The organism is Streptomyces sp. NPDC020490, from assembly GCF_044335305.1.
Classification (GTDB): Bacteria; Actinomycetota; Actinomycetes; order Streptomycetales; family Streptomycetaceae; genus Streptomyces.
The window spans coordinates 74,246-95,885 of sequence record NZ_JBIRUY010000016.1; the positions used below are offsets into that span (position 1 = coordinate 74,246).

Sequence of the window (21,640 nt, forward strand, 5' to 3'; positions counted from 1 at the left end):
GCCCCACCGGTACGCTCAAGATGTGAACGCAGGAGAAAAGCAGCGCACGCCTTGGATCGTGGGGGTGTCCGGGGCATCCGGCACGCCGTATGCCGCCGCGGTGCTGCGCGCGCTGCTGGAGGCCGGTGAGAGCGTCGACCTGGTCGTCAGCCGCGCTTCGCGGCTCACGCTGCTCGACGAGACGGGGATCTCCTTCCGGGACGGCCACTGGCAGGACGACCTGCGGGAATGGCTGTCGCGGGGGGCCGACGGCAAGCCGGACCGCTTCCAGGTGGACCTCGCGGGCGTACGGCACTGGAGCGCCGGGGACCTCGCGGCCGGACCGTCCTCGGGGTCGTACCCGAGCAAGGGCATGCTGATCGTGCCCGCTTCCACCGCCTGCGTCGCGGGCGTCGCCCTCGGGCTGTCCAAGGACCTGCTGCAGCGGGCGGCGAGCGTCACCCTCAAGGAGCGCCGCAGGCTGGTCGTGGCCGTGCGCGAGACCCCGCTCAACGGTCAGACCCTCCGTCACCTGGTCGCCCTGGACGACGCCGGCGCGAGCGTGGTGCCGGCCTCGCCGGGCTTCTACGCGGGCGCCACCCACATCCAGGACCTGGTGGACTTCGTCGCCGGGCGGGTGCTGGACGCGGCGGGCGTCGAACACGGCCTGTACCGGCGGTGGAAGGGCGGCCTGGGCGGCGGCGCCGCACCGGAACCGGGCCGGTAGAGCACGTCGCGGTCCGGCGGTCCGGCGGTCCGGCGGCAAGGCGGCGGTACGGCGGCGGTACAGCGGCGGTACGGCCGAGCAACCTCGCAGCACCTCTCAGCACTCTCAGTACCTCCAAGCATCTCGCAGCACCTCGCAGCACCTCTCAGCACTTCAGACTTCAGGAACTCCTACAGCGGAAGGCTTCGATCGCATGGACGCGGTGGACAGGCAGCTCATCCAGGCCCTGAGGGAGAACGGCCGGGCCTCGTACGCGGAGCTGGGGCGCCTCGTCGGCCTGTCGGGACCCAGCGTCACCGACCGCATCAACCGGCTGGAGGCGGCCGGCGTCATCACCGGCTACCGCGCCACCGTCGACGCCGCCTCCCTCGGCCTCGGCGTCACCGCGCTGATCGGCATCTCGCTCTCCGACGCCGCCGACCACGAGGACGTGGCGATGCGGCTGAAGGACCTCGGGGAGATCGAGGACTGCTGGTTCATCGCCGGCGACGACTCGTTCATGCTCAAGGTCCGGGCGGCGGACGTGGACGGCCTGGAGAGGATCATCCGGCGGCTTTCCGGGACCAAGGGCGTCTCCCGGACCCGTACCACCATCGTGCTGTCCACGAAGTGGGAGAACCGGGTGGGTGAGCTGCCGGAAGAGGTCTGACGGGCACAGCGTACGGTTGACGGAGTCTTCTCAGAAAGAGGTAACGGCATGGACGTCGGGCTCAAGCGCGAGCTGGAGGAGAAGGTCCGCTCCGGTGAGCGGCTGTCCCGCGAGGACGGCATCGCGCTGTACGAGTCGGACGACCTCGCGTGGCTGGGCGGCCTGGCGCACGAGGTACGCACCCGGAAGAACGGCGACGTCGTCCACTTCAACGTCAACCGCCACCTCAACATGACCAACGTGTGCACGGCCTCCTGCGCCTACTGCTCCTTCCAGCGCAAGCCGGGCGAGAAGGACGCGTACACGATGCGCATCGAGGAGGCCGTCAAGCTCGCCAAGGCGATGGAGTCGGAGAACCTCACCGAGCTGCACATCGTCAACGGCCTGCACCCCAACCTGCCGTGGCGCTACTACCCGCGGTCGCTGCGGGAGCTGAAGGCGGCCCTGCCGGACGTCTCCCTGAAGGCCTTCACGGCCACCGAGATCCACCACTTCGAGACGATCTCGGGGCTCAGCGCCTCCGAGATCCTCGACGAGCTCATCGACGCCGGCCTGGAGTCCCTCACCGGCGGCGGCGCGGAGATCTTCGACTGGGAGGTCCGGCAGCACATCGTGGACCACCGCACCCACTGGGAGGACTGGTCCCGCATCCACCGCCTGGCGCACGAGAAGGGCCTCAAGACCCCGTGCACCATGCTCTACGGCCACATCGAGGAGCCCCGGCACCGCGTCGACCACGTGCTGCGCCTGCGTGAGCTGCAGGACGAGACGAACGGCTTCCAGGTCTTCATCCCGCTGCGCTACCAGCACGACTTCGTGGACATGAAGGACGGCAAGATCCGCAACCGCCTTCAGGCGCGCACCCAGATGGCGACCGGCGCGGAGGCGCTGAAGACCTTCGCGGTCTCCCGGCTGCTGTTCGACAACGTCCCGCACGTGAAGGTCTTCTGGGTGATGCACGGCGTCCAGACCGCCCAGCTCGCCCTCCAGCACGGCGCCGACGACATGGACGGCTCGGTCGTCGAGTACAAGATCACGCACGACGCGGACAACTTCGGCACGCCGAACAAGCTGACCCGCGACGACCTGCTGGACCTCATCCGCGACGCCGGCTTCCGCCCGGTGGAGCGCAACACCCGCTACGAGATCATCCGCGAGTTCGACGGCCCGGACCCGGCGCGCCGGGACACCCCGCAGCCGATGCGCGTGTGACGTGACGCCCGCCTGACGCCCACGTGAGCCGTGACGCCCGGTGCCGGGCGGGTACCCGCCCGGCATGGTGCGCACCGAGGCTCCCGAGGACGCCTACACCGCCGAGCCGTTCCTGCCCGGGCGGCTCACGCTCGGCGGGCTGCGGGAGGCCGCGGCCGGCTGCCGGGGCTGCCCCCTGCACCGGGACGCCACGCAGACCGTCTTCGGCGCGGGCGCCGAGGACGCCCGGGTGATGCTCGTCGGCGAGCAGCCCGGCGACCAGGAGGACCGGCAGGGCAGGCCCTTCGTCGGACCTGCGGGCAGGCTGCTGGACCGGCCGCTCGCCGAGGTCGGCATCGATCCCGGCGAGGCGTACGTCACCAACGCCGTCAAGCACTTCAAGTTCGCGCGGGCCGGGCCGGGCAAGCGCCGGATCCACAAGGCGCCGAGCCTGCGCGAGATGACGGCGTGCGGGCCGTGGCTGGCGGCCGAGCTGGCGGTCGTCGAGCCGGAGCTGGTCGTGGTGCTGGGCGCCACCGCGGGCAAGGCGCTGCTCGGCTCGTCGTTCCGGGTCGGCCGGGTGCGCGGGACGGTGCTGGAGGAGGAGATCCACGGGCGTCCGCGGCGGCTGGTGCCGACCGTGCACCCGTCGTCGGTGCTGCGGGCGGACGACCGGGAGGCGGCGTACCGGGGGCTGGTGGGGGACCTGGAGGTGGCGGCGCGCGTGCTGTCGTAAGCGTCGCACGTTCCGTAAGGGATACGATTCGCGCATGCCCCTTACCTTCACCCTGGACCCGTCCGTCACGCCCGACCTGCGCGACGGCCTGCTCGACCTGTGGGCCGACGTCACCGACGCGGGCGGCGCCGTCGGGTTCGTGCCCCCGGTGACGCGGGAGGAGATCCGGCCCGAGCTGCTGAAGCACTTCGTGGCGATGAGCGAGGGGCGCGCCCGCCTGCTCTGCGGGCACGACGAGGAGGGACGGGTGGCGGCCGCGGCGTTCCTCACACACAACACCCACCGGCTGATGAAGCACTGGGTGTGGCTCTACACCGTGATGGTGCACCCCCGCCACCAGGGCCGCGGGTACGGCCGGGACCTGCTCGCGGCCGCCGCCGAGGCCGCCCGCGGTCTGGACGGCGTGGAGGCGATCCGGCTCACCTGCCGCGGCGGACTCGGCCTGGAGCGCTTCTACGGCTCCTGCGGCTACAAGGAGGTCGGCCGCGTCCCCGGCGCCATCCGCGTCGCGCCCGGCGACGACCGCGACGACGTGATCATGCTGCTGCCGCTGGGCTGAGCCCCGGCCGGAAGATCGCGGGGTGAGCGTGCTTCACTGGACAGTGCTCCTTGCTCCTTTCTGGAATCGGAAGAGTGGATTGAGATGCTCCGCTACACGCTGATGCGCCTCGGGATCTTCGTGGGCTGCCTCGTGGCCGTCTGGGGCCTCGTGTACGCGGGTGTCGTCCCGCGCGGGCTCGGCGACTCCAACGGCATGTGGATCGTGCTGCTGTCGCTGGTGATCTCCGCTCCGATCAGCTTCGTCGTGCTGCGCGGGGAGCGGGACCGGGCCTCCGAGCAGGTCGTGCAGCGGGTGGACCGGATGAAGGCGAACCTGGCCGCCAGCCGCTCCCAGGAGGACGAGGCGGCCGACGAGGCGGCCGGACGCACCCAGGAACAGACCTCGTAGAGAATCTCGTCGGAAACCTCGTCGGAAACCTCGTCGGTAACATCGTCGGAAACCTCGGGAAAACCTCGGGGCGACCTGACCGGGAGGCCCCCGCGGAGCGGGCCGCCGCGCCCCGGAGCCGGACCGATCCGCCGGACAGGCCGTAACCTTGCCCCATGGGTGCCGTGAAGACCAAGCGGATGCCGCGCGCGGTCCGCGAACAGCAGATGCTGGACGCCGCCGTACGGACCTTCGGCCAGCGTGGCTACATGGCCGCATCCATGGACGAGATCGCCGAACTCGCCGGTGTCTCCAAGCCGTTGGTCTACCTGTACCTGAATTCCAAGGAAGACCTGTTCACGGCCTGCATCCGCCGCGAGGCGAAGGCGCTGACCGAGGCGGTGCGCGCCGGCGTCCGGCGGGATCTGCCCGCCGACCGCCAACTCTGGGACGGGCTGCGGGCGTTCTTCACGCACACCGCGCAGAACCCGGACGGCTGGTCGGTGCTGCACCTGCAGGCCCGTACCCACGGCGAGCGGTTCGCCGCCGAGGCCGCCGCGATGCGCGAGGAGCTCGTCGCGTTCGTCACGCAGCTGATCGCCGTCGCCGCCCGGGAGGCGCACCGCGACCCCGACCTGCCCGAGCACGAGGTCGCCGGTCTCGCCGAGGCCCTGGTCGGCGCCGCCGAGTCCCTCGCCGCCTGGGCCAACGCCACCCCCGGCGTCACCGCGCGGCAGGCGGCGGCCACCCTGATGAACTTCGCCTGGGCAGGCCTGAGCAACCTGATGACCGGACACCCCTGGTCCCCCCCGCCCACCCCCGAACCCTGATCCCCCTGCGCAGGACCGCGGGCGGCGTTCGGGGCGGCCCCGGTGCGCCGGGCGGCCCGGTGGTTCGCGGCGCTGGACCGCGTCGCGCGTCATCGCGTCGCGTCGCGCGCCGCCGCGCTTGCGCCGTAGCGCCGAGCCGCGCATCCTCGCGCCGTGCCCGCCAGGCGGCGCGAGCCCCCGAGGTCGCGAGCCCCCGAGGTCGCCCCTGCGCCCGTGCGCAGGTCTGCGGAGGCCGGCCGGGTAGCGTCCGGGCGGTGTGCGGGGTGTCGGCGCCGGTGCGCTGGACGGCCCGGCGGCCCGGCGGCCCGGCGGCTCGCGTCGACGCTCGGGGCGTGTCCGGCCCGGAGTTCGCGCCCCTGCGCCCCTGCCGCCGCGCCGCGCCGTGCCCGCCCGGCGGCCTGAGCCCCCGAGGTCGCCCCTGCGCCCGTGCGCAGGTCTGCGGAGGCCGGCCGGGTAGCCTCCGGGCGGCGTTCGGGGCGTCGGCCCCGGTGCGCCGGTGCGCCGGGCGGCCCGGTGGCTCGCGGCGCTGTCAGAAGCGCCCCCCGCGAGGGCGGTCGCGCCTCCGATCGGGCCCCCGGCGAAGGGGTTCGCGGCGCTGCTCCGGGGGGCACCGGCGCGGGGTCAGCGGCCGGCAGAGGGTGCCGTTGCCTCTACTCGGCCGCTCACGTGGACGCGGTCGCCGCCGCGCAGTTCGAATCGGTTGCCGTCCGCCGCGTAGGTCACCGTTCCCGGCAGGAGCACCGGTGCCCGGAAGTCGGCCCGTACGCGCACCGACTCGGGCGTGCCGTGGGCGGCGAGGCAGCGGGCCACGGTCCACATGCCGTGTGCGATGGCGCGCGGGAAGCCGAACAGGCGGGCGGTGAGCGGGTGCAGGTGGATCGGGTTGCGGTCGCCGGACGCGGCGCCGTAGCGCCGGCCGAGGTCCCCGGCCAGGTGCCACTCGGCGACCGCGGGCAGCGACCCCGGTACCTCCCGCTCGGCGGCGGCACCCACTCCGGGACCGGTCCCCGCTCCGGGACTGGTCCCCGCTCCGGGAGCAGCGCCGGCAGCCGCTCCGGCGCCCGCGCCCGCGCCCGCTCCGGTGCCCGCGCCCGCTCCGGCCGTCGTACGGTGCCGGGCGAGATAGGTGCTCGTCGACTCCCACACCACGGCGGAGCCGTCCCGCACCTCGGTGGCCACTGTGGCCTCGGTTCCGCGCCGGTGCGGCGTCAGGCCGGCGACCCGCACGGCGATCTCGTACGCGCCGGTGGCCGGCAGCGCCCGGTGCCGGGTGATGCCGATCGACGTGTGGACGAGACCGAGCAGCGGCAGCGGGAAGTCCCGGCCGCTCATCAGCCGCATGGCCAGCGGGAAGCCCAGCACGTGCGGATAGGTGAGCGGCAGCCGGCCGTCGCCGGCGGCGAAGCCGCAGACCCGCTCGTAGGCCGCCAGCCGGTCGGGGTCGGCGCGCAGGCCGGGCAGCACGAGCCGGTCGTGCGGGAAGCCGGCGTCCGGGCGGGGCCGCTTGAACGGCGACAGCAGTGCGCCGCGGGCGAGCAGGGGCGCCAGCGCGGGGGAGCCGGTGAGGACGACGGACACTAGGCCCCCAGCAGGCTCTGGCCGCAGACCCGCAGGACCTGCCCGTTCACCGCGCCCGAGGCCGGGTGTGCGAGCCAGGCGGTGGCCTCGGCGACGTCGGCGGGCAGCCCGCCCTGGGCGAGGGAGTTCATACGGCGGCCCGCCTCCCGGATGAACAGCGGTACCGCGGCCGTCATCCTCGTCTCGATGAACCCGGGCGCGACCGCGTTGACCGTCACCCCGTGCTCGGCGAGCGCGCGCGGCGCGAGCGAGCGCACCAGCCCGACGACGCCCGCCTTGCTCGCGCCGTAGTTCGTCTGGCCCGCGTTGCCGGCGATCCCCGCGATGGAGGCGGTCGCCACGATCCGCCCGCCGCGCTTCAGCGTCCCGGCGGCCAGCAGTTCGTCCGTGCTGCGCAGCACGCTCGCCAGATTGACCTCCAGCACCGAACTCCAGCGCTCCGCGGGCATGTTGACCAGCCTGCGGTCGCGGGTGACGCCGGCGTTGTGGACGAGGACGTCCAGGCCGTCGGGCAGCGCCTCGGCCATCCGCCGGCCGGCGTCCGCGGCCGTGATGTCGAGCGCGAGGGCCGTGCCGCCGAGCCGTTCGGCGACCCGCCGCGCGTCCGCCTCGGCCTGCGGCACGTCGAGTACGACGACCCGGGCGCCGTCCCTGGCCAGCGTCTCGGCGACCGCCTCGCCGATGCCGCGGGCGGCGCCGGTGACCAGGGCGGTGCGCCCGGCGAGGGGGCGGCGGTCCGGGTCGACGGTGACGTCCGGGGCGGCGGCGCCCGCGGCAACGGCGTCCGGGGCGGCGGGGCCCACCTCGATCACCTGGCCGCTGACGTACGCCGACTTGGGGGAGAGCAGGAAGCGCAGGGTCGACTCGGCGGCGGCCGGGTCCGTGAGCCGCACCAGGTTCACCGTCCGCCCCCGCCCGATCTCCTTGCCGAGCGAGCGCGTGAACCCCTCCAACGCCTGCTGGGCGGCGGCCTGGTGGTGGTCGTCGGCGTCGAGGGGCGCGCCCAGCACCACGACCCGGCCGCTGCCCGCGACGGACCGCACGACGGGGTGGAGGGCGGCGTGCACCTCGGCGAGCGTGCCGACGTCCCGCACGCCGGTGGCGTCGAGGACGACGGCGGCGGGGGAGCCGGTTCCCGCCGAGAGCCCCGTGCGGGCGAGGACCGGCGCGAGGTCCAGCCCGGACTTCCCGGCGGTGAGGTGCAGCAGGGGACCGGGCAGGGCGGGGTGCTCCGGCGACCAGCGCCGCAGCGGCTCCGGCTGCGGCAGCCCGAGCCGCCGGGTCAGGAACCGGCCGGGCGCGGTGCCGGTGAAGCGGAGATATCGGTCGGCCACAGTCCTTCTCCCCACGCGGATCCTTGGTTACTCTGGAGTAAGGTTACCGGAGGTAATCCTATGTCACAGGTGAGGAGCAGGTCGAGATGAGCCACCTGAAGCGCCCGGCGGCACGGCGGGTCGCGATCATCGGCGGCGCCCGCATCCCGTTCGCGCGCTCCGACGGCCCGTACGCCACCGCGTCGAACCAGGAGATGCTGACCGCCGCGCTGGACGGCCTCGTCGAGCGGTACGGCCTCCAGGAGCCGGGTGCCGTCGGTGAGTTCGTCGCCGGAGCGGTCCTCAAGCACGCCCGCGACTTCAACCTCGCCCGCGAGACGGTCCTCGGCTCGAAGCTGGACGCCCGCACCCCGGCCTACGACATCCAGCAGGCCTGCGGCACGGGACTGCAGGCCGTGATCGCCGCCGCCAACAAGATCGCCCTCGGGCAGACCGAGTCGGCGGTCGCGGGCGGCGCGGACACGGCGAGCGACGCGCCCCTCGGCGTCAACGACCGGCTGCGCCGCATCCTGCTGGAGGCCCGGCGGGCGAAGTCGGCCGGCGGCCGGCTCAAGGCGCTCGCCCGCGTCCGCCCGTCCCAGCTGATCCCCGACATCCCGCGCAACGCCGAGCCGCGCACCGGCCTTTCGATGGGCGAGCACGCGGCCGTCACCGCCCGCGCCTGGGGCATCACCCGCGAGGCGCAGGACGAACTGGCGGCGGCCAGCCACCAGAAGCTCGCGGCGGCCTACGAACGCGGCTTCTTCCAGGACCTGGTGATCCCCTTCCGCGGCCTGGCCTGCGACCAGAACCTGCGCCCGGGCTCGACGACCGCCAAACTCGCGTCCCTGAAGCCGGTGTTCGGCCTGGACGCGCCGAACCCGACGATGACCGCGGGCAATTCGACGCCGCTGACGGACGGCGCAGCGACCGTGCTGCTCGCCTCCGAGGAGTGGGCCGAGGCGCGCGGGCTCCAACCCCTCGCGTATCTGACGGCGTACGAGACGGCGGCCGTGGACTTCGTCGCGGGCGACGTCGCCGGCGGCGAGGACGGACTGCTGATGGCGCCCGCGTACGCGGTCCCGCGCATGCTGGAGCGGGCGGGCCTGGGCATCGAGGACTTCGACCTGGTCGAGATCCACGAGGCGTTCGCCTCCCAGGTGCTGGCCACGCTCGCGGCCTGGGAGAAGCGGGGCCTCGCGCCCGTGGACCGCGCCCGCCTGAACGTCGCCGGCTCCTCCCTCGCCACCGGCCACCCGTTCGCCGCGACCGGCGCGCGGATCGTGGCGACGCTGGCCGGGCTGCTCGCCGAACGGGACGCCCCCGGACGCGGCCTGATCTCGGTCTGCGCGGCGGGCGGCCAGGGCGTGACGGCGATCCTGGAGCGAAACTGAAGGGTCCTCACGTAGCCCACGTCACCCCGAGGTTGCACACGCCCGGCCCCGGACCCTCCCCGAACCCGCACCAACTCCCCATCTGAGCCCCGTACGATCACCGTCCCGATCAGCGGTGCCCCCGCCGGCCGCGCACCGGCGGTGAACGTCTCGGCACGCGCGTCCCGTACACCCGGTTGCACAGCGGAACCGAGCCGCACGCCTCAGGAGCTGCCATGTCCGTGTCCTATCCGTCCGCGTACGACTACGACGGTGTGCCCCGGCTGGTGGAGCCGGAGGTACGGAAGCTGGACGGGGAGGTCCGGGAGGTGTCGGTGCCGCCGCTCGTCCCGCCGGCCACCCACGGCTCGCTGGCCGACCTGCCGTTCGACAACGCCGAGGCGGCTCCCGCCGACCGCGTCCTCAGCCGCCGTACGGAGGACGGCCGTTGGACGGACGTGACGGCGGCCGAGTTCGCGCGGCAGGTGCTGGACCTCGCCAAGGGTCTGATCAACGAGGGGCTGGCGCCGGGCGACCGGATCGCCGTCATGGCGCGGACGGTCTACGAGTGGACGCTGCTGGACTTCGCCGCGTGGGCGGCCGGCCTGGTCACCGTCCCGATCTACCCCACCTCCTCCCTCTTCCAGGCCCGCTGGATCCTCCAGGACTCCGGCGCGGTGGCCCTGGTGACGGAGACCGCCGGGCAGGCGGCGGCCCTGGGCCCGGAGCTCAGCCGCCTGCCCGATCTGCGCCACCTGTGGGTCGTCGACAAGCAGCACCTGGAGCGGCTGGCCGAACTCGGCGGGCACGTCCCCGACCAGGAGGTCTCCGTACGCCGCGGGATGCTGGTCCCCGACACCCTCGCCACCGTCATCTACACCTCGGGCACCACCGGCCGCCCCAAGGGCTGCGTGCTCACGCACGGCAACTTCCTGACGGAGGTCGACAACGCGATCGAACTCCTCTACCCGGTCTTCAAGCCGAAGTCGACCGAGGACGCCGCGACCCTGCTGTTCCTGCCGATGTCGCACGTCTTCGGCCGCATGGTGGCGATCGCCTGCGTGCGCGCCCGGGTCCGGCTGGGCCACGCGCCGAGCATGGCGGCGGAGGACCTGCTGGCGGACCTGGCCGCGTTCCGGCCCACCTTCCTCCTCGCCATCCCGTACATGCTGGAGAAGGTCTACAACAGCGCGCGGGCCAAGGCGGAGAGCGGCGGCCGGGTGACGGCCTTCGACCGCGCGGCGAAGGTGGCCGTCCGCCACGGAGAGGCGACCGAGGCCGGCCATGCCGGCACCGGCCCCGGCCCGGGCGCGGCGCTGAAGGCGGCCCGCGCCTTCTACGACCCCCTCGTCTACCGCCGTATCCGCAACGCCATGGGCGGCCGCGTCCGGCACATCATCTGCGGCGGCTCACCGCTGGGCCGCCGCCTCGCCGCCTTCTACGCGGGCGCCGGCATGGAGATCTACGAGGGCTACGGCCTGACCGAGTCGACGGGCGCGGCGACGGTGACACCGCCCCTCAAGCCCCGTCTGGGCACGGTCGGCTGGCCGCTGCCCGGCACGAGGGTGCGCATAGCCGCCGACGGCGAGATCCTGCTCAGCGGCGGCCAGGTGTTCCGCGGCTACTGGGACCCGCACGGCGGCGGGGTGGCCCCCGCGTCGGCGGACGGCTGGTTCGCGACGGGCGACCTGGGCCGCCTGGACGACGAGGGCTACCTGACGATCACCGGCCGCAAGAAGGAGATCCTGATCACCGCGGGCGGCAAGAACATGGCGCCCGCCCCGCTGGAGAACTGGCTCCGTCAGCACCCCCTCATCTCCCAGTGCATGGTCCTGGGCGACGGCCGCCCCTACATCTCCGCGCTCATCACGCTGGACCAGGACGGCATCGCCCACTGGTGCCGGATGAACGGCCGGCCCGCCGTCCCGGTGGAACGGCTCGTGGACGACGAGGCGTTGCGGGCGGTGCTGCAGCGCGCGGTCGACGAGGCCAACAAGCTGGTCTCCCGCCCCGAGTCCATCCGCCGCTTCGCCGTCCTGCCCCGTGACCTCACCGAGCGGGAGGGCCATCTGACGCCGTCGATGAAGCTCCGCCGGGAGGCGATCATGCGGGACTTCGCGGCCGAGGTGGAGATCCTGTACGCGCAGGAGAGGGGCTCCCGGACGGCCAGGCGCTGACTGCCCCGCGATGCCCAAAATACCGACCGGTAAACATCAGTTGCGCGCTTGTTACGACAACATCTTGACGTGTCAGGCGGGTGACGCTTTGCTGTCGGCGGTCTGGCACCGATGTTGCTCCCTGGTGCGGAAGGCCCCCTGACGTGAACCCTCGCACCACCCGAAGGGCCGTAGCGCGTCGCACCGCTACAGCCCTGACCGGCTTCTCCGCCGCGCTCTCCCTCGCCGCGTGCGGCGTCATCAACGATGTCGGCGCAAGCGGCAGTTCCAGTGAGCCGACGAAGGGCGACGACCTCACGGTGGGTCTCCTGCTCCCCGACAAGGACACGGCGCGCTTCGAGAAGTTCGACTACCCGATCATCAAGAAGGAGGTCTCCTCGCTCACCCACGGCAAGGGCACGGTCCGCTACGCCAACGCCGAGGCGAGCAAGGCCACCCAGAGCCGGCAGTTCCAGGAGATGATCGACGACAAGGTGGACGTCGTCCTGGTCGACGCGGTGGACGCCGAGGCCATCGCCCCGGACGTGCAGAAGGCCAAGGACGCCGGCATACCGGTCATCGCCTACGACCGGCTCGCACAGGGCCCGATCGACGCCTACGTCTCGCACGACAACGAACTCGTCGGCGAGGTGCAGGGCCGCGCCATCCTCGACGCGCTCGGCTCGAAGGCGGCGACCAGCAAGATCGTCATGATGAACGGCGACCCCGCCGACCCGAACACCGGCCGGTTCAAGTCGGGCGCGCTCAGCGAGCTCAAGGGCAAGGTGCAGATCGCCGAGCAGTACGACACCAAGGAGTGGAAGCCCGAGGCCGCCGCGGCGAACATGAAGCAGGCGATCCAGGCCGTCGGGCTGAGCCGCATAGCCGCCGTCTACTCGGCCAACGACGGCATGGCGGGCGCCGTCATCGACACGCTGAAGGAGGCGGGCGCCACCGACATCCCGCCGGTGACCGGGCAGGACGCGAACCTGGACGCGGTGCAGCGCATCGTGGCGGGGCAGCAGTACATGTCCGTGTACAAGTCGTTCCTGCTGGAGGCGACGAACGCCGCGAGGATGGCGGTGACCAAGGTCCAGGGCCACGACATCGAGTTCGACGCGCTGACCCAGGAGAAGGTCGACAGCCCGACCCGGAAGGACATCCCCTCGTTGCTGGTGCCGGTGGTCGCGCTCACCAAGGCCAACATCAAGGAGACGGTGATCGCGGACGGCGTCTACACCGTCGACGACATCTGCACCTCGGCCTACGCGGCGGACTGCGCGGCCATCGGCCTGAAGTGACCCGCTCCTCCCTCCGGGCGATCACCGGCCCCGACACCGCCCGGGCCGGGCCGGGCGGCGCGCATACCCGGCCCGGCCAGTCGCAGGGCGTGGGTGCCGGCCGCGAGCACGACGACCCCACTCACCCGCACCGCCCCCGCCCGACCGGTCCGGCGGGCGGGAGGCTGTGCGGGCGCGTCGCGCGGGGCGCGCGGGGAAAGGCAGGAGCCCCGTCGCCTTGCGGCGCGGGGCTCCTTGGTACTGCTATCTGTTCCGGATCAGAGCTTTGGGCTCGTCAACTCAGATGGCGGTGACGTTCTCGGCCTGGGGACCCTTGGGGCCCTGGGTCACGTCGAACGTCACCTGCTGGTTCTCCTCGAGCGAACGGAAGCCGTTCGCGTTGATCGCGGAGTAGTGGACGAAGACATCGGGGCCGCCGCCTTCCTGGGCGATGAAACCAAAGCCCTTTTCGGCGTTGAACCACTTCACGGTTCCGGTAGCCATAAGCCCTCCTTGGGCCCAAAGGGTTGCCCTGCTCCAGAACCCTGCAAGTGTGAAAACAAGAATGCCGCACAACTGCATACGTCTGAAAACGACTAGAGCCCGCGGTCACATGCTCCGCAGGCTCTGTACTGCAAGGGAAACCAAACTGCAACTTGCGGCGAGCCTAGCATGCGGGCAGCCGAACGCAACAGAGGTCAAGATCACGTCACCCGGATGTTTGAAGATGGCGTCGGGGTTGACTACCGGGGCGGAGTCTGGAGCGTACCCCATAGGGGCTAGCCTCGCGATGTGGACAATTCTCGCACCCGGCCGCGCGTCGGCCACATCCAGTTCCTCAACTGCCTGCCCCTGTACTGGGGGCTCGCGAGAACGGGCACGCTCCTCGACTTCGAGCTGACCAAGGACACCCCGGAGAAGCTCAGCGAGCAGCTGGTGCGGGGCGACCTCGACATCGGGCCCGTCACCCTGGTCGAGTTCCTGCGCCACGCGGACGAACTGGTCGCCTTCCCCGACATCGCCGTCGGCTGCGACGGCCCGGTGATGTCCTGCGTCATCGTCTCGCAGGTCCCGCTGGAGCGGCTGGACGGCGCCCGGGTCGCCCTCGGGTCGACCTCGCGCACCTCGGTCCGCCTCGCCCAGCTGCTGCTGGCCGACCGCTTCGGCGTGACGCCCGAGTACTACACCTGCCCGCCGGACCTCAGCGTGATGATGCAGGAGGCCGAGGCCGCCGTACTCATCGGGGACGCGGCCCTGCGCGCCAACCTCCTCGACGGCCCGCGCTACGGCCTCGCCGTGCACGACCTCGGCCGGCTCTGGAAGGAGTGGACCGGCCTGCCGTTCGTCTTCGCCGTGTGGGCGGCCCGCCGCGACTACCTGGAGCGCGAGCCGGTCATCACCCGCAAGGTCCACGAGGCGTTCCTCGCCTCCCGCAACCTCTCCCTGGAGGAGGTCGGCAAGGTCGCCGAGCAGGCGGCCCGCTGGGAGGCCTTCGACGAACGCGTCCTGGAGCAGTACTTCACCACCCTCGACTTCAGGTTCGGGCCCCCGCAGCTGGAGGCCGTCGCCGAGTTCGCCCGGCGGGTCGGGCCGACGACCGGTTTCCCGGCGGACGTGAAGGTGGAGCTGCTCCAGCCGTAGTCACTACGCTGCCGGACACGAGGCGTACGGGGTCATCACGGGGGAGGGCCATGCAGCCACTCGGAGTCGACGAGCCCACCGCCGTGGGGCCCTACCGGCTGCTGGGCCGGCTCGGCTCCGGCGGCATGGGCCGGGTCTACCTGGGCCGCAGCGCCGGCGGCCGCACGGTCGCGGTCAAGATCGTGCACCCGCACTTCGCGCTGGACGAGGAGTTCCGCGCCCGCTTCCGGCGCGAGGTCGACGCCGCGCGCCGGGTCGGCGGCGCCTGGACCGCGCCGGTCCTCGACGCCGACACCGAGGCGGCCGTGCCCTGGGTCGCCACGGCCTACGCGGCCGGCCCCTCCCTGGCGTCGGCGGTCGCGGACGGCGGAGCGCTGCCCGCCCCTTCGGTACGGGCGCTGGGAGCGGGCCTCGCCGAGGCGCTGGCGGCGGTGCACGCGCTGGGGCTGGTGCACCGGGACGTGAAACCGTCCAACGTGCTGCTCACCCTCGACGGACCCCTGCTGATCGACTTCGGCATCGCCCGCGCCACGGACGGCACGGCCTCCCTCACCTCGACCGGCGTGTCGGTCGGCTCGCCCGGCTACATGTCCCCCGAGCAGATCCTCGGCAAGCCGGCCGGCGCGGCGGCCGACGTCTTCTCCCTGGGCGCGGTGCTGGCCTTCGCCGCGACCGGCCGGCCCCCGTTCCCCGGGGACTCGTCCGCCGCGCTGCTGTACAAGGTCGTCCACGAACCGCCCGAACTCGGCCTGCCGGGCGGCGAGCTGCGGGAGCTGGTGGAGAGCTGCCTGGCCAAGGACCCGGACGCCCGGCCCGCCCCCGCCGAAGTGGCCCGGCGGCTCGCCCCCGAGGGGGCGGCCCGGCTGATCGCGGGCGGCTGGCTGCCGGGGACGCTGGTGGAGCAGGTCAGCCGCAGCGCCGTACGGCTGCTGAACCTGGAGGCGGCGGAGAGCGCTTCGGGGCCGCTGGGGTTCAGCAGCCCGTCGGTGCGGGAGTCGCCCACGGCCGGGGGAGAGGGGGCCGGGCAGCCGACGCTGGGGGAGTTCGGGCCCGCCCCGGCGATGCCGCCGTCCCCGGTGCCCGAGCCGCGTGACGCCCCCGCCGCGGAACAGCGTCCCGGTGAGGGCCCCGCCGAAAACCCTGGCGCGGCTCCCGGGAAGCTGTCCGTGTCCGTCGCCGCGACGTCCGTGCCGGGGGACGGCGGACGGGGACGCCGGCTGAGCTGCACGGTGGCGCTCGCGGTCGCCGGAGCGCTCGCGGCGGTGACCGTCGGATCGGTGCTCGTCCTCGACCTGTTGCCCAAGGACGGCAACGACACCGCGAGCGGCCCCGGCACCCGTTCACCTTCCGTCGGCGCCACGCCGGCCACCCCGGCCACGTCCGAACCGCCCGCCACACCCGCCACGTCCCCGCCCGGCACGACCCCGACCGGCGACCCCAGCGCCACCGGCACAGCCCCGTCCACCGTCCCCGACGCCTACCTCGGCACCTGGGAGGGACAGGGCCTCGGCCTCGACGGCACCCTGCCGATGGGCACCTTCCGGCTCACCGTCCACCGGGCGGGCGTCGGCGAGGAACTGGGCAAGCTCCGCCAGACCGACCAGCTGGGCGGCGTCTGCAACGACGTACTGACCCTGAAGTCGGTGACGAAGGAGCAGATCGTCGCCACGTCGGTCGGCGCCAGGACGAACCACGACGGCTGCAACCCGGCCGCGCACACGGTACGGCTGACCCGGGTGGGCGACGAGCTGACGTACGCCTCGGACAGCGAGGCGGAAGGGAACCCTACGGCCCGGATGTCCCGGGTGGGGTAGCCGAAGCGCCGGCCGGACGGGCGTGTCTGACGAGCGGGGCGATCAGCAGCGCGGACCCCGCGACGGTGGCGGCCGGACCGACAGCCCACACGAACCGGTAGTGCACGTGGACCCAGCAGGGGCTGCCCTCGCTGTAGCACGCACCGTCCCGGTCCCGCTCGTGTTTCGGACGGACAACCCCCGTGATCACGCTCATCGGCGCCTCGCGGACGGCCGGCCCGGGCAGAGCGGCGACCGCCCGGGCGAGGGAACGCGCCCTGCGCTTCTTCCAGTCCATCCGGAACAGCGGAGTCATCAGGGCGCCGAACGCGACCGGCACCAGCACCCCGACGCAGGCGGCGAACGCGTAACCGCCCCCCGGCCAGGAAGGAGCGAGGCCGCCCCGGACGTCCTCGCCCCACTCCTGGCGGGCCACGGCCGGCGGTACGACGACGGCCGGCGCGGCGAGCAGGACCGGTACGGCGAAACCGCAGCTGAACCCGCCTTACCTCGGCTTCTCCTGCCGCGGGCGGCCCGGCCGGTGCTCGTACCGCAACCCGGTCGGCGCCGCTCTCCCGCGCCTCGGCCTGGCCTGGCCCGGCCGGCCCCGTACTCATCCCCGCCGCACGGTCACAGCGGCGTCGTCACGGTCAGGTGCTCCCCGCTGCCCAGGTGCAGCATGCCCTTGCCGGGGGTGATGGGGCCGCCGACCATGCTGCGGGTGGTGCGGATGCCGATCAGCTCGCCGGAGCCGGACTCCTGCGGGGAGAGCAGGATCAGGATGCCGCGGCGGGCCTTCTTCGCATCCACCTGCCAGCCGGAGAACCCGTCGCAGATCTCGTCCTCGTCACCGGCGATCACCACGGCCAGCCCCTCCTCGGCGCCGCGCTCGATGATGCGCTTGAGGACATCCTCGGCGTCGCAGTCGTCCAGCACCTCCGCGTCGTCGACCAGGACGACGACCGGCTCCTCGGGCTTGGCCGACCCGATGACCTCCTCCAGCTCGTCCTCGTCGACGTCCCGGCCGGTGAAGACCCGCAACACGCCCTCCTGCCCGTCCAGTTCACGCAGCGGTGAGGGCCGCGGCGCCGCCACGACGAGGCGGACGCCCTTGGCGAGGAAGGAACGGGCGAAGGCGAGCAGCATCGTGCTGCGGCCGGACTTCGCCGGACCGCCGATCACGAACGCCGGGACGCCCTCGGCCAGGTCGGGCCCGTACGCGGTGAGTTCGTCGCCGCCGACGCCGGCCAGCGCCCACAGCGGGGACGACGTCGTCGCCGGGTCGCGCATCGCCCACGCGTCCTCGAAGGAGATCCGGCTGGGCAGCACGTCGACCCGGAACGGCCGCCGGGCGCGCGGCACTTCGGCGTCGCGGGCGGCGGCCGCCTCGCCGATGGCGAGCAGCGCGGCGTTCTGGCCCTGGCCGGTGGTGTCCTCGGACAGCAGCGCGAACTGCGTCTCGGTGGCGGACTCGCTGCGGAAGGCGCGGCCCGGCGGGATCTCCTCGGGCACCTTGCGGGAGTTGATGTCCAGCATCGAGAAGTCGGCGCGGTCGGCGAGCCGCAGACCGTACTTGTCCTCGGTGAGGGAGGAGATGCGGCCCGCCAGCAGCTGCCGGTCACCGGTGATGACCACGTGGATACCGACGCTCGCGCCCTCCCGCATCATCGCCATGATCTGGTCGGTCAGGTCACCGTGGTTGTGCTCGCCCAGCGTGGGCAGCCAGCCCTCCCAGCGGTCCAGCAGCAGCACGATGTGCGGCAGCCGCTCCTCCTCGGCGACGGCGGCCCGCTGCTCCCCGACATCGGCGAACCCCTTCTCGGCCAGCAAATCCTGACGTCGGCTCAGCTCGCCGCTCAGCCGGTTCATCAGCCGCTCGACCCGCTCCAGCTGGTTGCGGCCGACGACCGCGCCGCAGTGCGGCAGCCGGGTCAGCGCGTTCAGCGCGCCGTTGCCGCAGTCGATGCCGTACAGGTGGACGTCGGCACAGGAGTTGGTGCGGGCCAGCGAACCGGCGATGGTGCGCAGCACCTGCGAGCGGCCGGAACGCGGGGCGCCCGCGACGATGAGGTGCCCGAAGGTCGCGAAGTCCACCGCGACCGGACGGCGGGCCTGGTCGGCAGGCAGGTCCTCGACGCCGAACGGGGCGGCGGGCAACGCACCCTGGGCGCGCACCGCCGGCACGTCGTCGAGCAGCAGCGTCTCGTCCAGCGCGGGCAGCCAGGGGGAGTGCTGCGCCGGGATGCCCAGCGCCCGGTTGGCCTCCCGCACGGCGTCCACCAGCACCTTCAGATCGGTGATCTCGTCGTCCTCGCGCGCTTCCGTCTTCGGCTTGCGCAGCGCCGCCCGGCCCAGGTCCTGCCAGGTCAGCTCGCCCGCCCACGGCGCGAGGACCGCCGGGTCGGCCGCGCCGGGGCGACGGCCGCCCACACGGCCGGACTGGAACGGGATCAGGGACGCGTGGCCGAGCCGGACGTACGCCCGGCCCGGCGTGCTCTTGGAGATGTGCCCGGCGTCCGGCGCGTCGATGACGTCGGTGGACTCGCCGGTGTCGGTCACGCGCAGCGCGATGCGCAGGTTGGTGTTGGCGCGGATCTCCGGCGACACCACACCGCTCGGCCGCTGGGTGGCCAGCAGCAGGTGGATGCCCAGCGAACGGCCCCGCTGGGCGATGTTCACCAGGCCCGTGACGAAGTCCGGCAGGTCGCGCACCATGGACGCGAACTCGTCGATGACGATGAGCAGCCGCGGCACCGGCGCATGGCTCGGGTCCCTGCGCACCAGGTCCTGGTAGTCCTCGATGTCCTTGGCGTCGGCGGCGGCGAGGATGTGCTCGCGCCGCTTCAGCTCCGCGCCCAGCGATTCGAGGGCGCGCTCCACGAGATGCGCGTCCAGGTCGGTCACCATGCCGACGGTGTGCGGCAGTTTGACGCAGTCCTTGAACGCCGAACCGCCCTTGTAGTCGACGAGGACGAAGGTCATGTTCTCCGGCGTGTTCGCCACCGCCAGCGCCGCCACGATCGTCTGCAGCAGCTCCGACTTTCCGGAACCGGTCGTACCGGCGATCAGGCCGTGCGGCCCGTCCCGGCGCAGGTCGATGCCGAACGGCCCGTCGTACGACTCGCCGATGACCGCCATCGTCGACTGCCCGCCCATCCGCCAGCGCGCGGCGATCGCGTCACGCGTCGGCGGCTCCAGCTGCAGCACGTCCAGCAGGCGGCTGGCGGCCGGCAGCGCGGAGTCCTCGGTCTCCCCGCTGATGTCGCGCAGCGGCGCGAGGGAGCGGGCCAGCCGGGCGCACCAGGCGGCGGACACGAAGTCCGGCCGTACGTCCTTCTTGCGCAGCGCCCCCGTCTGCTCCACCCGCAGCCGGAACTCCAGCTCCTCTTCGCTCTGTTGCTCGGCATGCTGCGCGCCCTGATGCCAGGCCTGGAACGACGGGAATCCCCCGGCGGACTGCTGGGCGGGGACGACGGGGGAACCGGCGTCGGTGCTTCCGTCGGTCCTTCCGTCGGTCCGGCGGGGCTCGGCGACCACGAACGCCTGGCACTCGCCGGGCAGGAACCGCTCCTCCTCGTCCAGGCAGATCGCGTAGATCGCGACCGCCGGACCCTCCCGCAGCAGCCGTACGACGCCCGGCATCGACCGCAGCCGCCGCGAGCCGTCCCACACGACGACGATGTCGGGGTCCGTGAAGGCGGGCCCGTCGTTCTTGTTGCGCCCGCCCTGCTGGAGGGCCTTCTGCCGGGCGTCGAGCAACTGGGTCAGCTCGCCGACGCGCGCGCCGACGGTCTCGGAGTCCGTGCCGATCAAAACGTTGGCGTCCTGCCCGGCGGCGGGGCGGGCGTGCGGCAGCCAGCGCACCCAGTCCCAGCGGGTGCGGGCGTCGTTGTCGGTGAGGACGTAGAACTGCACGTCCATCGGGCTGTGCAGCACGGCGGTCTGCGCGACCGCCCACCGCCCGAGCGCGGCCGCCGAGTCGCCGGGGCCGGCGACGCCGATGACCCCGAGCTCGCGCAGCGGCAGCGCGACGGGCGCGTCCTCGATGTACCAGCGGACCTTGCGCTTGTGCTCGTCCTGCTGCGGGTCGTCCAGCTCCACCTCGGAGGGCAGCCGCCCGGTGCCGAAGCGCAGCAGCAGATGGTCGGCGTCGGTGCGCCGCCGCTCCCACAGCCGGGTACGGGGCCCGGTGCCGAAGGTCAGCACGGCGGCCGGGTCGGGCACGGCCTGCCGCCGGTCGCCGCGCTCGGTGACCAGCGCGTCCTGGGCGTCCTTCTCGATCCGCGCCTTGTGCTCCTTGTACTCCTTGACCTGCTTGGCGTGCGACTTGCGGCCGTGCTTCTTGTCCATGAAGTAGTTGCCGAAGAGCATGATCGGGCTCATCAGCGCCATGACCATGTAGTACCAGCGTCCGAAGATCAGCACCGAGACCACGGCGCCGACCAGCGGCAGCAGCGCCATCAGCCACGGCAGCGGGCGGGCCTCGTAGTCGCCGGGCGGGTTCGGCAGCATGAAGTGCGTGGTGCGCTCGGCGGGGCGCAGCCGCGGGGGCCGGTTGTAGTCGAGGGCCGCGCCGTCGTCGGACCACTTCAGGGCAGCGTTCGGCGGGGCGTACGGGGTCAGCTCCAGAAGGGTGTTCCCGAGCGCGAGCTGCGACCGGAGAGGCCACTCCCCGCCCTCGAAGTCCTCCCCGTCCAGCCGGACGGCGTCCTCTTTGCCCGTGTGCAAGTGGAGTTGGCAGGTCCCGTCGATGGCGATGGACAAAGTAGCCGCCCGTCGCGGCAGTTCGGGATCATCGATACGCAACTGCGCTGCGGCACCGCTGCCGATGTCGTACTTCCCGACCCCCAGCCGGTGCACGGCACCCGCCCCCGGTCCGCCCACCACCCGGAACTCCACGACGCCGGTGGGCTCGCCGAGGACGCAGCCCGCCGGGTCGTGCAGGCTGACGACGACACCGTCGCGCAGCGGCGACCCGACGACGGTGGCGGCGAGGTCGAGCGCGTACCCGTCGACGTAGGCGAGAGGAGCACCGGAGCCGCCGCCGGCCTGGCCACCGGCCTGGGTGCGGGACGCCCCGATCGGAATGACCTGCGCGCTGTCGCCGAGGCCGACGTGACGCGCCAGTTCCCGGGCGATGTCACCGACCGTGGACTCCGGATCGGCGTCGAGCACCACGTCGGCGCTGGCACCGCCGACCGGATCGACGACGGTCAGACTCAGACGCACGTCAGTCCCCCACTACGCTCGGCCCACCGGGCCCACTCACCGTGCAAGTGACCATATCCGCAACGGCTTTGCCGATAGCAACGGGATACGCGCCGGTTCACGATTCCCTCGCAAGAGAGCGCTGTGGCCCCACGGGCCACACCCGTAAGATCTTTGCTCATGCGGACGCGACCGCGCACGGACGCTCAACGGGCGTCCACGCCAGCCGCGTTGAACGACAGCGCCACGGGGGCAGGC

Annotated in this window: 17 protein-coding genes; 12 read left to right on the top strand and 5 right to left on the bottom strand. The window is 73.0% G+C overall.

Annotation, left to right across the window (positions count from 1 at the left end; genetic code table 11):
* The first annotated feature begins 22 nt into the window (after positions 1-22).
* From ACH4ZX_RS18595 to ACH4ZX_RS18625, 7 genes are all read left to right on the top strand, one after another.
* Entirely contained in the window at positions 23-706 is a 684-nt protein-coding gene (locus ACH4ZX_RS18595) for a UbiX family flavin prenyltransferase (RefSeq protein ID WP_398273397.1), read from the top strand.
* Positions 707-899: 193 nt separating this feature from the next.
* Positions 900-1,355 carry an Lrp/AsnC family transcriptional regulator gene (locus ACH4ZX_RS18600; protein WP_324786400.1) on the top strand — a complete coding sequence of 152 codons (456 nt, stop codon included), beginning with the start codon at positions 900-902 and terminating at the stop codon, positions 1,353-1,355.
* Between the two features lie 48 nt (positions 1,356-1,403).
* Positions 1,404-2,567: an aminofutalosine synthase MqnE gene (mqnE, locus tag ACH4ZX_RS18605; RefSeq protein ID WP_398273400.1), complete on the top strand. Its 1,164-nt coding sequence runs from the start codon at positions 1,404-1,406 to the stop codon at positions 2,565-2,567.
* 64 nt (positions 2,568-2,631) lie between these two features.
* Positions 2,632-3,282 carry a UdgX family uracil-DNA binding protein gene (locus tag ACH4ZX_RS18610; protein ID WP_398273402.1) on the top strand — a complete coding sequence of 217 codons (651 nt, stop codon included), beginning with the start codon at positions 2,632-2,634 and terminating at the stop codon, positions 3,280-3,282.
* 34 nt (positions 3,283-3,316) lie between these two features.
* Positions 3,317-3,841 carry a GNAT family N-acetyltransferase gene (locus tag ACH4ZX_RS18615; RefSeq protein ID WP_398273405.1) on the top strand — a complete coding sequence of 175 codons (525 nt, stop codon included), beginning with the start codon at positions 3,317-3,319 and terminating at the stop codon, positions 3,839-3,841.
* Positions 3,842-3,925: 84 nt separating this feature from the next.
* Positions 3,926-4,231, top strand: a complete 306-nt coding sequence (locus ACH4ZX_RS18620; protein ID WP_398273408.1) for a DUF4229 domain-containing protein — start codon at positions 3,926-3,928, stop codon at positions 4,229-4,231.
* A gap of 155 nt (positions 4,232-4,386) precedes the next feature.
* A complete protein-coding gene (locus ACH4ZX_RS18625) occupies positions 4,387-5,040 on the top strand; it encodes a TetR/AcrR family transcriptional regulator (RefSeq protein WP_398273411.1) in 654 nt (217 codons plus the stop codon).
* 621 nt (positions 5,041-5,661) lie between these two features.
* Here ACH4ZX_RS18625 and ACH4ZX_RS18630 read toward each other — a convergent pair.
* Both ACH4ZX_RS18630 and ACH4ZX_RS18635 read right to left on the bottom strand, forming a co-directional pair.
* Positions 5,662-6,618 (bottom strand): MaoC family dehydratase, encoded by a 957-nt coding sequence (locus ACH4ZX_RS18630; protein WP_398273414.1) that lies wholly within the window; start codon positions 6,616-6,618, stop codon positions 5,662-5,664.
* The gene (locus ACH4ZX_RS18635) at positions 6,618-7,952 is read right to left on the bottom strand and encodes a 3-oxoacyl-ACP reductase (protein WP_398273418.1); all 1,335 of its coding nucleotides are present in this window, start codon (positions 7,950-7,952) and stop codon (positions 6,618-6,620) included. Before ACH4ZX_RS18635 ends, ACH4ZX_RS18630 begins: the two co-directional genes overlap by 1 nt.
* Positions 7,953-8,038: 86 nt before the next feature.
* Between ACH4ZX_RS18635 and ACH4ZX_RS18640 the strand changes: the two genes are divergently transcribed.
* The 3 genes from ACH4ZX_RS18640 to ACH4ZX_RS18650 all read left to right on the top strand — a co-directional run bounded on the left by ACH4ZX_RS18640 (position 8,039) and on the right by ACH4ZX_RS18650 (position 12,761).
* A complete protein-coding gene (locus tag ACH4ZX_RS18640; protein WP_398273421.1) occupies positions 8,039-9,325 on the top strand; it encodes an acetyl-CoA C-acetyltransferase in 1,287 nt (428 codons plus the stop codon).
* Positions 9,326-9,540: 215 nt separating this feature from the next.
* A complete protein-coding gene (locus ACH4ZX_RS18645) occupies positions 9,541-11,481 on the top strand; it encodes an AMP-dependent synthetase/ligase (protein WP_398273424.1) in 1,941 nt (646 codons plus the stop codon).
* Positions 11,482-11,624: 143 nt separating this feature from the next.
* The gene (locus ACH4ZX_RS18650) at positions 11,625-12,761 is read left to right on the top strand and encodes a sugar ABC transporter substrate-binding protein (protein WP_398273427.1); all 1,137 of its coding nucleotides are present in this window, start codon (positions 11,625-11,627) and stop codon (positions 12,759-12,761) included.
* Between the two features lie 279 nt (positions 12,762-13,040).
* Here ACH4ZX_RS18650 and ACH4ZX_RS18655 read toward each other — a convergent pair whose 3' ends face one another.
* Positions 13,041-13,244, bottom strand: a complete 204-nt coding sequence (locus tag ACH4ZX_RS18655) for a cold-shock protein (protein WP_324786388.1) — start codon at positions 13,242-13,244, stop codon at positions 13,041-13,043.
* A 288-nt stretch (positions 13,245-13,532) separates the two neighbouring features.
* Between ACH4ZX_RS18655 and ACH4ZX_RS18660 the strand changes: the two genes are divergently transcribed.
* Entirely contained in the window at positions 13,533-14,381 is an 849-nt protein-coding gene (locus tag ACH4ZX_RS18660; RefSeq protein ID WP_398273430.1) for a menaquinone biosynthetic enzyme MqnA/MqnD family protein, read from the top strand.
* A 50-nt stretch (positions 14,382-14,431) separates the two neighbouring features.
* The gene (locus ACH4ZX_RS18665; RefSeq protein ID WP_398273433.1) at positions 14,432-16,195 is read left to right on the top strand and encodes a protein kinase; all 1,764 of its coding nucleotides are present in this window, start codon (positions 14,432-14,434) and stop codon (positions 16,193-16,195) included.
* On the opposite strand, the gene ACH4ZX_RS18670 is transcribed toward ACH4ZX_RS18665, so the two are convergent.
* Complete coding sequence (locus tag ACH4ZX_RS18670) at positions 16,167-16,610, bottom strand: hypothetical protein (protein ID WP_398273436.1); 444 nt, start codon at positions 16,608-16,610, stop codon at positions 16,167-16,169. The two genes, ACH4ZX_RS18665 and ACH4ZX_RS18670, sit on opposite strands and share 29 nt — an antisense overlap.
* 194 nt (positions 16,611-16,804) lie before the next feature.
* Positions 16,805-21,403: an FtsK/SpoIIIE domain-containing protein gene (locus ACH4ZX_RS18675; RefSeq protein ID WP_398273439.1), complete on the bottom strand. Its 4,599-nt coding sequence runs from the start codon at positions 21,401-21,403 to the stop codon at positions 16,805-16,807.
* Positions 21,404-21,640: the final 237 nt, after the last annotated feature.

Coding starts and splice junctions, on each gene's coding strand:
- ACH4ZX_RS18655 (WP_324786388.1), bottom strand. CDS start 13,244: ATGGCTACCGGAACCGTGAAGTGGTTCAACGCCGAAAAGGGCTTTGGT.
- ACH4ZX_RS18610 (WP_398273402.1), top strand. CDS start 2,632: ATGGTGCGCACCGAGGCTCCCGAGGACGCCTACACCGCCGAGCCGTTC.
- ACH4ZX_RS18615 (WP_398273405.1), top strand. CDS start 3,317: ATGCCCCTTACCTTCACCCTGGACCCGTCCGTCACGCCCGACCTGCGC.
- mqnE (WP_398273400.1), top strand. CDS start 1,404: ATGGACGTCGGGCTCAAGCGCGAGCTGGAGGAGAAGGTCCGCTCCGGT.
- ACH4ZX_RS18645 (WP_398273424.1), top strand. CDS start 9,541: ATGTCCGTGTCCTATCCGTCCGCGTACGACTACGACGGTGTGCCCCGG.
- ACH4ZX_RS18665 (WP_398273433.1), top strand. CDS start 14,432: ATGCAGCCACTCGGAGTCGACGAGCCCACCGCCGTGGGGCCCTACCGG.
- ACH4ZX_RS18600 (WP_324786400.1), top strand. CDS start 900: ATGGACGCGGTGGACAGGCAGCTCATCCAGGCCCTGAGGGAGAACGGC.
- ACH4ZX_RS18620 (WP_398273408.1), top strand. CDS start 3,926: ATGCTCCGCTACACGCTGATGCGCCTCGGGATCTTCGTGGGCTGCCTC.
- ACH4ZX_RS18640 (WP_398273421.1), top strand. CDS start 8,039: ATGAGCCACCTGAAGCGCCCGGCGGCACGGCGGGTCGCGATCATCGGC.
- ACH4ZX_RS18625 (WP_398273411.1), top strand. CDS start 4,387: ATGGGTGCCGTGAAGACCAAGCGGATGCCGCGCGCGGTCCGCGAACAG.